Origin of the sequence: Rossellomorea sp. NPDC071047 (assembly GCF_050270195.1) — a bacterium.
Lineage (GTDB): Bacteria > Bacillota > Bacilli > Bacillales > Bacillaceae_B > Rossellomorea.
Genome location: NZ_JBNNJT010000001.1, coordinates 1094811 through 1107069 on the forward strand (window position 1 = coordinate 1094811; position 12259 = coordinate 1107069).

At 38.6% G+C, this 12259-nt stretch carries 14 protein-coding genes; 2 read left to right on the top strand and 12 right to left on the bottom strand.

What is annotated here, in order from left to right:
• Window position 1: 1 nt before the first annotated feature.
• The 7 genes from ACQKFO_RS05745 to ACQKFO_RS05775 form a co-directional block, all read right to left on the bottom strand.
• On the bottom strand, window positions 2–553 hold the full coding sequence (locus tag ACQKFO_RS05745) for a glycerol-3-phosphate acyltransferase (RefSeq protein WP_427597368.1): 552 nt from the start codon (window positions 551–553) through the stop codon (window positions 2–4).
• Between the two features lie 58 nt (window positions 554–611).
• A complete protein-coding gene (locus ACQKFO_RS05750) occupies window positions 612–1376 on the bottom strand; it encodes a TIGR02206 family membrane protein (protein WP_427597369.1) in 765 nt (254 codons plus the stop codon).
• 250 nt (window positions 1377–1626) lie between these two features.
• The gene (locus ACQKFO_RS05755; RefSeq protein WP_427597371.1) at window positions 1627–2424 is read right to left on the bottom strand and encodes an alpha/beta fold hydrolase; all 798 of its coding nucleotides are present in this window, start codon (window positions 2422–2424) and stop codon (window positions 1627–1629) included.
• 317 nt (window positions 2425–2741) lie between these two features.
• A complete protein-coding gene (locus tag ACQKFO_RS05760) occupies window positions 2742–3602 on the bottom strand; it encodes a hypothetical protein (RefSeq protein WP_427597372.1) in 861 nt (286 codons plus the stop codon).
• Window positions 3603–3911: 309 nt separating this feature from the next.
• Window positions 3912–4913 (bottom strand): DUF3231 family protein, encoded by a 1002-nt coding sequence (locus ACQKFO_RS05765; protein ID WP_427597373.1) that lies wholly within the window; start codon window positions 4911–4913, stop codon window positions 3912–3914.
• Window positions 4914–5019: 106 nt separating this feature from the next.
• On the bottom strand, window positions 5020–5316 hold the full coding sequence (locus ACQKFO_RS05770) for a TIGR04104 family putative zinc finger protein (protein WP_427597374.1): 297 nt from the start codon (window positions 5314–5316) through the stop codon (window positions 5020–5022).
• Between the two features lie 131 nt (window positions 5317–5447).
• Window positions 5448–5624, bottom strand: a complete 177-nt coding sequence (locus ACQKFO_RS05775; RefSeq protein ID WP_427597375.1) for a hypothetical protein — start codon at window positions 5622–5624, stop codon at window positions 5448–5450.
• A gap of 176 nt (window positions 5625–5800) precedes the next feature.
• On the opposite strand from ACQKFO_RS05775, the gene ACQKFO_RS05780 reads away from it, so the two are divergent.
• A complete protein-coding gene (locus ACQKFO_RS05780; RefSeq protein WP_427597376.1) occupies window positions 5801–6577 on the top strand; it encodes an MBL fold metallo-hydrolase in 777 nt (258 codons plus the stop codon).
• A gap of 38 nt (window positions 6578–6615) precedes the next feature.
• Here ACQKFO_RS05780 and ACQKFO_RS05785 read toward each other — a convergent pair whose 3' ends face one another.
• The 3 genes from ACQKFO_RS05785 to ACQKFO_RS05795 form a co-directional block, all read right to left on the bottom strand.
• Window positions 6616–7221, bottom strand: a complete 606-nt coding sequence (locus tag ACQKFO_RS05785; RefSeq protein WP_427597377.1) for a YitT family protein — start codon at window positions 7219–7221, stop codon at window positions 6616–6618.
• Between the two features lie 212 nt (window positions 7222–7433).
• Window positions 7434–8141, bottom strand: coding sequence for a DNA alkylation repair protein (locus ACQKFO_RS05790; RefSeq protein ID WP_427597378.1), 708 nt, complete (start codon window positions 8139–8141; stop codon window positions 7434–7436).
• 17 nt (window positions 8142–8158) lie between these two features.
• Window positions 8159–9262 carry a bifunctional transcriptional activator/DNA repair enzyme AdaA gene (locus ACQKFO_RS05795; protein ID WP_427597379.1) on the bottom strand — a complete coding sequence of 368 codons (1104 nt, stop codon included), beginning with the start codon at window positions 9260–9262 and terminating at the stop codon, window positions 8159–8161.
• A gap of 266 nt (window positions 9263–9528) precedes the next feature.
• On the opposite strand from ACQKFO_RS05795, the gene ACQKFO_RS05800 reads away from it, so the two are divergent.
• Complete coding sequence (locus ACQKFO_RS05800; protein ID WP_427597380.1) at window positions 9529–10443, top strand: hypothetical protein; 915 nt, start codon at window positions 9529–9531, stop codon at window positions 10441–10443.
• 42 nt (window positions 10444–10485) lie between these two features.
• Here ACQKFO_RS05800 and ACQKFO_RS05805 read toward each other — a convergent pair whose 3' ends face one another.
• Entirely contained in the window at window positions 10486–11091 is a 606-nt protein-coding gene (locus ACQKFO_RS05805; protein WP_427597381.1) for an alpha/beta hydrolase, read from the bottom strand.
• Between the two features lie 14 nt (window positions 11092–11105).
• On the bottom strand, window positions 11106–12086 hold the full coding sequence (locus ACQKFO_RS05810; protein ID WP_282137908.1) for a ring-cleaving dioxygenase: 981 nt from the start codon (window positions 12084–12086) through the stop codon (window positions 11106–11108).
• Between the last annotated feature and the right edge of the window lie 173 nt (window positions 12087–12259).

Here is a 12259-nt window from a genome sequence, read left to right on the forward strand (position 1 = left end):
GTTATCGTTTATGGACCAACAGAACTGTCAAAAAAAGTGACAATAATCCGATAAAAATGGTGAATGAACCCTCAATCACATATGCCGTAATCGGAATGGTTGCCATCGAAAGAAAACCTGCGATGGTGTATTTTCTTAATATCATATATGAGATTCCCATAGTGATGGCGAAAATCCCAATGGTAAGGGGGTTAAGAAATAATGCAGTTGCTAAGTAAGCAACTACTCCCTTTCCACCGTGAAGTCCAAGCTGTATTGGAAACAGATGACCGATCATAACAAATATAGAACTGAGAACAAAGAAACTCTCACCTTCTGCCAATTGTGCCGTGATCATTAATGCAAGAATCACTTTCCCGGCATCTATCAGCAGCGTCAGAAGAAAGCCTTTGTTTCCTATAGCCCGACCTGCATTCGTCGCGCCGACATTTCCGCTCCCCAGTTTACGGATATCTTCTCCGGTAAACATTTTCACTATATAATAAGCACCTGTTATACTTCCTAGACTGTAAGAAACCAAAATGATAATACTTATCATTATACTATTACTCATCATCCCTACACCTGACTTTTCTTATATGTTAATAGACGAATTGAAACCCAGGAAAGTTTCATGTATTTACATTTCCTCTACTTTTCCTATTTTCTAAGAGATAAAACGGTAAATAAAGAAGGCTGAATAATATTAGCGCGACACCTTCAAGAGCCAGGAGATAGTAGGGATACTCGCCTAAATAGTCTATGGGACTTGAATTATACGGCTTATGAGAAAGAAACATATAGTTTGCCCCTACCAATCTGTTCACTATGAACACGATGACAGCAATCAGATTTAAAGCGATGAATGCCCTCACCATAGACCGGAACATCAATGTTAAGCCTTCGACCCATACCATGTACAAACAGGATAATACAATCGCCAAATGTGCTAAGAAAAATTGAAAATAACGAAAGTGGGGATAACCAAAAAACAACTCAGGTGTCATGATAGCAATAAAAGCACCTGTCATACTCGCAAAAAAACTGATTTCAAAGATTCTATAGTTTTTCGTAATTAGCATGATTGTGCACAGATATAATGAGATGGAACATAATTGAAATGGCAAATTAATGGCTATATCCCATTGATCATTGATAATGTACCAAATTTGAAATAATGCTTCACTCAAAACCAGCAGCACCACGAGAAGCCATTTAATCACAGCCTTACCTCTGCCGCTTAGTCGATTTCTAAGGACATACAAACCGATCATACATCCAAACGAGACAATCATCGCTGCCAAATGGGAAACCGAAAACAACTCAAAAGGATACTCATCATACCTAAAATTCATCATCTCTTTCAACAAACCCTCACCCGCCTTTACCACACCCATAGGTACTATATTCTCTTAACGCTTCTTCAATTCCTTTAAGGGACGGACCTCCAAAAGAATATCACCCAATCATCGTCCTCCATTCCTCCTATTCCCTTCCACTAAATCCTTAACCGTAGACATAAATACCAATACTAAAACCATCAGATTACTTAACAGAGATTCTACTCTCTAATTTTCATTCCATGAGAATACAGGCATTCACAAAAAAAAACTCCCATCTCGATAAAGAAATGGGAAACTTCCGTTTTTATTGAACCTTGCGTAATGGTACACCCTGGTTCTTATAAATGAAATCAAGAGCCAGTCGATTAAATTCACTTGGCTTCTCTACATTACAAACATGTCCACAATCTTCAATGAACACTTTCGTGGCAGATGGATCTCCTTTTGTATCCTGATCAAGAGATTGTACAAATAGGTGATCTTCTTTCCCTGATATATAAAGCTTGGGAATATGAGAAGCCCTTTCTTGTACAGAAGCATATGTTGATTTTACATAAGGGGTAAGACGATACCACCCGAGAAAATCATTCCGGTTCATTTTCTTTGCTTCGCGGATGAATAATTTTCGTGAAACTTTGTGATTGCTTTTAGGCATCATAATATAGGCGAAAATTTTATATAACCACATAAATGGAATCATATTTTTTACTGCATCACCAATTTTAAGAAGTGTGTTGGATAGTAAATTAAACCTTGTTATCCCCCCTCCTAAAACGGCACTTTTCACGCGATTTGGAGCAGTTTGAAGCAATGCGTGTATTAGAACCGAGCCAAGGGAAATGCCGATAAAATGAGCCCTTTCCACTTTCAGATGATCAAGCACCTTAAGAACTTCGCGCACATTTAAATCAATTGTGAATTTTTCATTATATGATTCTACACTTGGGGACTCCCCATGCCCGGGCAAATGAATCGTTATTACATTATAGGATTTCTTGAATATATCGAGCTGCTTGCCGAAAATTCTTGAGTTTCCCCCAATTCCATGGAGAAACACCACATACTCATTGCCGACTCCTTGATGAACGTTGTATTCTAGCATCAATTCTCTCCTTAAAACAGCACAACCTACCAAAAGAATGAAATGAATCTGGCCAATTATTCGAAAACCGTTTTACTTCTATAAACTCTCATTAATGTGAAAACCGATTTTCAAAACAATTGCATGAGTCACTCTATGCTCTTGAAGCCTTACCTTAATTATCTATTATTCTATACTATCTGAAGTTGCTTTGTCATAAAATTGCTGAATAAATTCCGAACATTTTGTGATGGACGTGAAATTATCTGCCAAATTTAGAAATCTTTTACATTAATAGCCCGGTTAATATCATATTTTTCAGTTCGATATCAAGAAGCCTATACTTCCTTCACCAACATGACATCTTTCGTAAGCTCACTTAAACCCAATTCCTTTTGGATGTCCTCTTCAGGGATATCTGAAGCATGAAATGTAATCGTTTCGGCCCCCCTTGACCATGCCTCATTCATCAATACAGAAATCATTTTACCCTTATGAATCTTGAATTCTTGTAAAACCCCAAATGACAATGCTTCACTATACTTTGTATCTTCACGTAATGTTATGCCCATGACGCCAATCATCTGTTCCTCAATAAAAAAAGCAATGGAAAAGTCAAAGTCAACGGATGAATAGTATTCTTTCATCATTTTGATTTGGGCTTCATTCCCTTCATCATTTTCCTCCATGATGGAACGCCAATCTTCAAATCTAAACTCATTGGAGACCTTCCATGAAAACTCAATATCATCTGTGGTTTCTACATTCAAAAGATATCTGCCAATTAATTTGGATTCATTGGTGATTTCAAATCCCTTTGCTTCAAAATAAAGTATTTGATTCTCCCACTGTTCACGAAAACGTTGAGCCAAAATCTTCCCTCCGTACTCATCGCTTACAGCAAAACCATATACACGCTCAAACAATTCATCCTGAATCCCTTCATATCCTGGTAAGACCCAAGGGTAACCAAGAGAAACAAAATCGCCTCTCCCCGTAAAGCTCATGTATCCAATAAGATCATCACCTTCATAGGCAAAGCACCGTGATCTCGGGTCAAATTCCTTTTGTTCTTTAAATAATATTGGAGACATTGTCGGTTTCCAGGCATAGGGAAGTGTGGAGGTTATTTTTCTCCAGAAATCATATTGAAGAGCTAAATCGTATTCCCCTTGAAAATTTCTGTATGTAATAGACATTTTATCTCCCGCTTTCCAGTTGGATTTTACTTTGCACACGCTTTCCTTATTAACAGTGTAACTTATGAACAAATTCACCCACAAGAAAATAAAAGATCCAAACCTAAAAATAAGATTTGGATACATTATCTTTCATATTTCTTACTACCGAACTATATAAAATGCAGATACAACACTAGAGAACTTATACCTCAATGCATTCTTAACCCGATTTTTTACTATATCAACTTTCATCAGCATAATCATTCCAATTAGAAAAATAATAAGAATCTTCGAAACCATTTCTATATACCTCCAATCATATCGATATCATTCGCATAAATCCCCACGACTTTTCTGCTGCGGTGGTTGCTCCATCCATCCACGTTCAACTAAAAGTTTAAGACCATCGGCACCATACTTCATGACTTCTGTCACAAATAGTGTATAATGAACGGCTAAGTCCTTCCTTGTAGACATCGTAATAGCGTGACAAAGTGTTGACAGCCCAACCGAGTTTGAAGAAGAGATAAAAAAAAGCATTAATTTTTCTGAAAATGGTGCCACATTTGAATCTGTTACCTCCATGGATACTGGATAAGTGGGAAATGAATCATCTTTTACCAGGACATTATTAAAAGTGGTAATCTGCTTTTCACTTAATTTTCTTCCTTTTTTGAGATAGTTCTTCACTTCGATATCTTTTGATACTTGTATAAATCCTTTCAATAGAATGATTCCGATGCAATTCCTCTCAATTACAAAGAATAATTCGCTCAATTCCAATGCATTAAGCGGCCTTGTTTCTCCCAACCAGCTCTCCAATAATGATGGCTGCTCTGAAATGTATTCTATGGAATGAGGATAATTCATTTTAGGTGGACGATCATAGATCCCTTTTTCCAACATTAATTGCAATGATTGCTTATATAGTGATAATGATTTCGTCAGCGCTTCTTCAAAAAGATCATATACATCATTACGGGCAACGGCCCCCACTATAGTAGTGTAATGACCGCTCGTGACCTGACCTCCGCGGTAAACAAAACTAAGAGCAAACAAATCAGTATACAAGGGTGGTGCGGTTGTATCTATGTCCCTATCAGTAAAGCCCATTGGTACAGGAAATCCTTCGGACATAAAAAGAGACTTAATCTTACTCATTATTTCTACGTTTGTCTGTAGACTTTCTTCGATGATTAATTTGATTCCTTGGTCTTTAAGGTATGTAAGGAAATGTGTGTAAAAGCAATTTAATGCTGAGCACTTAATATATGTCGTCCACAAAGCAGAGATTTCTGCGGTAGTCAGTCTTATGTCTTTGTCCTCCATCTTTCGACTCCTTTTCTTTTTCTCATAGTGTTTTCCTAATCTTGTAAATTATTCTGGATAATTTATGGTAAAGAAAAAGAGCTGCCAGTGAACGGCAGCTCTTTTTTTAACTGTTCTTATATTCATATTTCACAAATAACGGAAGAAATAGTGAAATAATAATGGCCAATAAAACGATTAAACCGAACGTGAGCGGCTTTGATAACCCCTGATCTGGTGCAATCAATAATCCGAATACAACCGCTGGGACAATAATGAGAAAAGAAACAATAAATTTCGAGGTGAAATTAATCGTATGTTTTTTACCACATTGACTGCATTCAATAGGTTTATAAGACCTCCAAATGGAGAATAATAACTCTTTCCATTGAAACTGATTCTTACATACATTACACTTCTGCAAAGCACTTCCCCCTATTTAAATCATCTACTCTTTTCTCTAGTTTATCATTATAAGTCTGTCAATAGTAGATATTAATGAGGTCCGTCCCTCGTATTCATTGCAGTGTCTGCAAACGCAAACCACTATCGCTATTACTTTTCCTCACACGATACATTCCATGACAAGATTCCTTCTTCCACTTCTGCTACACTGCCATGGTTTTCATAAGACTCAATTGCTTGTTTTAAACCCATTTTATCCAGCAGTATGATGGTGATCACCATCATGATGGTTAGGATTAAGAGCAAAGACTTCCGTTTCCCTTTCATACATTAAAAACCCCTTTAAAAACGTTTGATAAACCAATTATAGTAAATTATACCATGTTCAACCAAATAGTTACCTTGGTTAAGGATATTCCCCTCAAAAAAATGAATTCATGCAGGAGTTTTCAACTTTCATTCGAACTATGTACTATAACACTAAATCATAAGGGGTAACTAAATTGATACAATCATTTAAATTAAACGTTCAAACAATGGGTCAGAAAATGCCAGTTTACATTTTTCGAGTCGACGATGTCCTTATTGATACAGGACCTTATAGTATGAAAAACGAAGTGCGGAAAATTGTAAGAGAGCTTCCTATCCAACGGGTGATTCATACTCATCATCATGAGGATCACACGGGTAACAGTTCATGGATCGAAAGGTATTACTCGATCCCACAATGGATTCATCCGTTAGGGGTACAAGAGTGCGCTCACAGCACTAAACTGCCTTTTTACAGAGCTATGTTCTGGCATAACCGCCAGGCATTTCACCCGTTGCCCCTTAAAGAAGACGTATTTAAAACGGCCGGGCATTCGTTTCAAATTGTTCATACACCGGGACACGCTGATGATCATATCGTTCTCATAGATGAAGAAAAGGGCATTTGCTTTTCAGGAGATTTATACTTATTTCATTCTCCTACTTCTAATTTTTCATTTGAATCTGTACCTGAGCTCATTCGATCAATTGACAGGACCCTCCAGTATTCCTTTCAAGAAGTGTATTGTTCACATCAGGGATACTTGAAGCAAGGAAGAAAGCTGTTAGAGAAGAAACTAGCATATCTTCAGAACCTTCAAGAAGCCGTTATGAAAGCACACCAGGAGGGAAAAACGGCTAAAGAAATTAGAAAACACCTGCTTCCCAAAAATAAACTTTTTCAATATATTTCACTTTTCGAAAACTCACCAGAACACACAGTCAAATCCATCATCAAAGAAATATCGTAAACAGAAGGTCCGTCCCTATTTAGGGACGGACCTTCTGTTTACTGATTTTCAAGGCTGTTGAGGCTTCGTTTGAATTCCACCTGACAAATGATATCAAGGATTCTTGTTCCTATGAATTGGCACGCTAAGGCAAAAAGAATGATTTTTAAATCTACTACGATTCCTGTTAGTAGTAACACACTGCCATTAATGAAGAATAAAGTCTTCCCTGGGGTGTACCCTTTGAGCTTTGAAATAATAAGTGCTAAAATGTCCATCCCTCCAGAGGATGCTCCCATTCTGAAAAGGATGCCTATTCCGATTCCGAAAAGGATGCTGCCGATCAATAGATCGACTAAAATAAAAGAAACAGTTCCGATTAAATGAGAATTCAAAAAATTAACTACAAACGACGTTACTGTCACACAATACATGGTCCAAAGTGCATTCTCTTTCCCTAACCATTTAACCGCAGCTAATAAAAGAGAAGCATTTAACGCCCATAATGTTATGGCAAATGGGACATGCAACAAATAGTTTAATAGCACACTCACACTTGCAGCGCCACCTGAAGGGATAAAATGGGGAAACAAAAAGATAGCCATGGCCAATCCTTGTATGCTTGCTGCTATACCTAAAATAGTACCCTTTCTCACTACATTCATCTGTACATTGCTCCTGATTCTGTATAGGACTCTATTTCATAGTCTAGTAGCAATACGCTTCTTCTGCAACAAAGAAATGAAGATATCTGGTTATGGACTAATTGAAACTTTTCAATCATTAATAGCATTAATTCATTGAAATTATGGTTATAGTCCCTTCAACCCGGCCAAATAATTTCAATATGAGCTCTTTTCCAATCTCACTTTACTATTTAACAAATGCATGTCTTTCTTTTCACACCGACTCTGTCTTTATCCTCTATCTTCTTTATATAGGTTGTGGCTACCGGTACTTTACATGCTGTATTTCCAACATCGACATGTACTTTCCCAATTTTATTCGCCACTTGTTTAGCCTCATCTAACAATGGAGCTACATGTGCTCCTACAGAAATGACAAATCCATTCATTACGTAACGTACTCTATTTCTCTCTTCATGTATCGTTTTTTCAATTTGTATCAGATACTGTTTGATTTCGTCTATATTGATTTCTTGGTCTGGGGTTATACTAATATACCCTGCATAGGCACTCCAGCCAGCTGTTGCCGTCATTTCATTTTTCGATTTGATCCACTCATTCGCTAATTCAATAGCGTAGTCGCTCTCAGCGGTTATGTTAGCAACAGTGTATTCAGCAAGCATGTACCAATCTGCTTTAGTGACCCAATCCTGTAAAATTCCTTTATTCATTTTTTTAGGGTTTACAGATAATCCAGCCAGGTACATGGCATCGAAATTCCCCGATTCGTACAGACTTAGTGCAAGACCTTGATCTTTTTTTACATGTTTCACCAGTTTTTTCATATCCCCGATCTTCACTCCGAATAATGGTTCATGTGCGCCGTGACGTAAATATGTATTCTTGGTCTGTTCGTTTCCCATCTCTTCAAGTGCTGACATTACTTCATCATATTTCATGTTTTACCACCTTTTCATCATATTTGTTCATTTGTATCTCTATAGAGTTTGTTCGTGAATGATCCATTCATTCCTTCATTCATCTTGCTTTCATGTTCAATCAACCATTTCTTCCTGTTAAGACCACCTGCATAGCCGGCAAGGTCTCCATTCGCTCTTATCACTCTATGACAAGGAATGATGATGGCAAGCTGATTACACCCGTTGGCCCTTGCGACTGCTCGAACAGCTGCTGGACTGGAAATATTTTGAGCGATCTCAGTGTAGGATCTTGTTTGTCCAAAAGGTATTCTTTGCAATTCGCTCCAAACGTTTTTTTGAAAAGGTGTGCCGTTGATCTTCACCTTGGTTTGGAAGGCGGATAAAGTACCTTCAAAATAGGAGTTCAATTCTTTTTCAATGGTGAGAAGTGGCTTGGTAGAACCAGGAACGATTGCCGCCTTTATTTTTTTCCTCATTCTCTCTACTTCTTTCTCCAGACCGCGTCGGTCAACAAATTCCAGCAGGTATAAAGCCTCTTCGTCTGAAATTCCAATCATCGGGCCAAGTTTCGTATCAATCCAAGCTGCTTTTAGTATGTACTGTTGATGAGACAAAGCAGGCGTCGTTCCCATAATTCTCGAAAAAGCATCTCTGAAACCGCTGCTTGATTCATATCCCGTTGAAAGTTGAGCATCCATCACCATCGACCCTGATCTGATGTACTTCATGGCAATTCCCATCCTGCGGGCTCTGGCATATTCTACAAAGGTCATACCGAACCGCTTCTTAAATTGACGCCGTGCAGTAGATGCATCTATCGATAGCTCCTGAAAATCCTTATCCTTCCAACGTTTTTCAGGATTTTCTTCCACTGCCTCTACCAGCATCTTTACAACATCTGAGATACTATTGGGGTGCGATAAGGGCTTACATCTTTTGCAAGGTCGAAACGACGCCAGAAGAGCTTGTTGAGCTGTTTCAAAGAATTCACAGTTCTCAAATTTAGGTTTTCTGGCCGGACAAGTCGGGCGACAAAACACACCAGTCGTTTTAACCCCCACATAAAATACCCCTTCGTATTCCGATCTTTTTTCCACTAACGCTTGATAATACTCCCTTTGTAGTTCGACTGAAATCATCCTCATACCTCCATTATTTCATTCTTCCTTTATTATAACCCCAACAAAACAACGGTGCCGCCGAAAATCAGGCATCGATTTTTATTAAAATTATTAAGTTTCTACTCTTCCCCCCTTTTCATGATAATTCTAAGCATACTGAGGGACGGACCTCTGTATTCAAACTAATTATCTTAACAAGCAGGTATTCTCTTACCCAATAGTTAATGTAATAAAGTAGCGAATAATTATCATTCAATCTAAACTAAGATAAAGGAGCATCAATTATGAAACTGACAAAACAACAATGGAATACAGCAGCCACCTATATCCAAACCCATGCAAGACCAATTGAACAAAAGCTATTCAGTTATTTTTTTGAAAAAGGAAGTAAAGAAGAAGCAATCAAAGAATTATCTCGTTTCCAAAATCGTGACGGAGGATTCGGCCGCTCTTTAGAGCCAGATTTTCGCCTGGACAGTTCATCTCCAATGGCAACAACCGTTGGATTACAGCAGGCAAAGGACTTAAAGCTTTCAGCCGAACACCCCATCGTACAAAGGGCGATGAGCTACCTGCAAAACACATACGATGAGAAAATCAACGGCTGGCATGCTGTGTCTGAAGAGGTTAATTTGGTTCCCCATGCACCATGGTGGCATTTTGATTCTGAAAAGGGACAAAGCGGCGTTCAAACAACTTGGGCTAACCCTAACGCTGAAATAGTAGGTTATTTTCATTTATTTTGTCCGGAACACCCTCGGTTAAAAGAATGGACTGAGAAAGCGGTCACAGAGTTAAAAAATCTTTCACACCCAATAGAGATGCATGATTTTCTCTGTTATGATCGACTCCTTTCTGAGGTGAAAGGGGAAACGAAATCCACTCTTTATAGAATTCTTTCTTCTTCCCTACGAAAAACTGTTTGTACCGATCCAGCACGCTGGAATGAATATGTAGCAAAACCATTGCAGGTAGCCAGTCATCCTGCTTCCCCGTTTTATGAAGCCTTAAAAGAGGAGGTACATATGCAATTGAATGTCGAGATTGAAACTCAACACCAGGAAGGTTTTTGGCAGCCGAATTGGTCCTGGTTCGGTCAATATGACGAGACCTGGCCAATTGCTGAAAAGGAATGGAGAGGGATTTTGACTCTTGGAAAGCTACGGATTTTAGAGTCCTATCAGATAGTAGAAAATTAAATAATAAAGAATCCGGAAGACTTCACTTCCGGATTCTAAAAATTATTTAAAATTTGCTTTAAACCATCTTTTTGCTTCATCTACTTCCTCACGACGAAGCTCATGCCCACCTTCTGTCCAGAACTCTGTTACCTGGGTTCGGGCGTCTTGAAGATTTTTAACGAGTTCCATTGTTTCTTGCATGGGGATGAGTGGATCTCGCTTTCCTGCACCAATGAATACAAATGCGTCACTTAAGTCTGGAAGCTTGACATTTCGTCTAGGAACCATAGGATGGAACAGGATTCCACCTTTTAATGCATCCTTGTAATGATACATTAAACTAGCCGCGATATTCGCTCCATTGGAGTATCCTAACGCAACAATATTTTGACGATCAAAACCGTAGTCATTAGCACTCTTATCAATGAACTCATTTAATTCCTTCGTTCGGAATACTAAATCCTCTTCATCAAAGACACCTTCCCGTAACCGTGCAAAAAAACGGGCCATTCCATTTTCATCCACATTCCCTTTTACACTTAATACAGAAGCATCTGGCTCAATAATATCAGCCAGCGGTAATAGGTCACGCTCATCTCCACCAGTTCCATGAAGGAGCAGAAGTGTGGGTAAGTCTTTATTTCCTTGTTTAAATATATGCTTCAAGCTGACTTCCTCCTTTATTCTTTTGTATCTAATGGTTTTAATTTCGCTTCTATGGAATCTCTTTGCGCTTCAAAATATGGTGGAAGTGATAAATTTTCACCTAAATTATCAAAATCTTCATCGGTCTCAAATCCCGGTCCATCTGTAGCCAGTTCGAAAAGAATGCCATTTGGTTCACGAAAGTAGAGGGAACGGAAATAGTATCTTTCAACAAAACCTGAATTCGGCAAGCGGTTTTGGGTGACCCAATCTACCCATTTACGTAATTCATCTTCATCTTCCACACGGAAGGCTACATGATGAACACTTCCTCTTCCCGGTCTTTCTTGTGGAAGATCATTTCTTTCTTCAAGATATACCTCTCCACCAGTACCGCCTTCCCCCGTTTCGAACACACGGATATCCGGTTGTCCATCTACATCTGAAGGAAAAGTCCTTGTTTCTCTAAAACCTAATACGTCTTTCAGTACCATTGCCGTGTTTTCCCCACGGGCAACCGTCAGCGTAATCGGACCGAGGCCAACTATCCCATGCTGGACGGGTACAGGACTCTTGTCCCAAGGCTTCCCTCCAGGAACTCCTTCGTTCTTTTCATCTGACACAAGCATGAGTCGCTGTCCTTCAAAATCACGGAAGCTTAGTGTTGCCCGCCCACTATGGTGAGAAATTTCGTCATGCTCGACACTCATCTCTTCAAAGCGATTTTTCCAATAAGCTAACGCCTCATCCGTATTCACCCGCAGTGCAGTTAATGAAATACTATTCGTCCCTTTGTACGTATTCCCCGCATGTGGAATTTCGAAGAATGTGAGGTCCGTCCCTGGATTTCCTCTTTCGTCTGCATAGAAAAGATGATAAACAGATGTATCATCCTGGTTGATGGACTTTTTCACGAGACGAAGTCCCAAAGTTTTTGTGTAGAATTCATAATTCTTCTTTGCATTTGCAGTAATGGCAGAAACGTGATGCTGCCCTTTAAGTGGTTTTAAGTTCATAATTGATTCACTCCTTGGTATTATTCTTGCTTACTTTCTATCTTCATCATACATGAAAATTATCTTTAATTCAAGATATTTTATTTCGAAATGTTTTTCACTTATCTATACTCCCCAATACCCCCACCAAAAAAAAACATCCGTACAACCATGTACGAATGTTTTAAAATAAT

Excerpts from the sequence above, each read along its gene's own strand:
- ACQKFO_RS05745 (WP_427597368.1), bottom strand. The coding sequence starts at position 553 with ATGAGTAATAGTATAATGATAAGTATTATCATTTTGGTTTCTTACAGT.
- ACQKFO_RS05750 (WP_427597369.1), bottom strand. The coding sequence starts at position 1,376 with ATGGGTGTGGTAAAGGCGGGTGAGGGTTTGTTGAAAGAGATGATGAAT.
- ACQKFO_RS05755 (WP_427597371.1), bottom strand. The coding sequence starts at position 2,424 with ATGCTAGAATACAACGTTCATCAAGGAGTCGGCAATGAGTATGTGGTG.
- ACQKFO_RS05760 (WP_427597372.1), bottom strand. The coding sequence starts at position 3,602 with ATGTCTATTACATACAGAAATTTTCAAGGGGAATACGATTTAGCTCTT.
- ACQKFO_RS05765 (WP_427597373.1), bottom strand. The coding sequence starts at position 4,913 with ATGGAGGACAAAGACATAAGACTGACTACCGCAGAAATCTCTGCTTTG.
- ACQKFO_RS05775 (WP_427597375.1), bottom strand. The coding sequence starts at position 5,624 with ATGAAAGGGAAACGGAAGTCTTTGCTCTTAATCCTAACCATCATGATG.
- ACQKFO_RS05785 (WP_427597377.1), bottom strand. The coding sequence starts at position 7,221 with ATGAATGTAGTGAGAAAGGGTACTATTTTAGGTATAGCAGCAAGCATA.
- ACQKFO_RS05790 (WP_427597378.1), bottom strand. The coding sequence starts at position 8,141 with ATGAAATATGATGAAGTAATGTCAGCACTTGAAGAGATGGGAAACGAA.
- ACQKFO_RS05795 (WP_427597379.1), bottom strand. The coding sequence starts at position 9,262 with ATGATTTCAGTCGAACTACAAAGGGAGTATTATCAAGCGTTAGTGGAA.
- ACQKFO_RS05800 (WP_427597380.1), top strand. The coding sequence starts at position 9,529 with ATGAAACTGACAAAACAACAATGGAATACAGCAGCCACCTATATCCAA.
- ACQKFO_RS05810 (WP_282137908.1), bottom strand. The coding sequence starts at position 12,086 with ATGAACTTAAAACCACTTAAAGGGCAGCATCACGTTTCTGCCATTACT.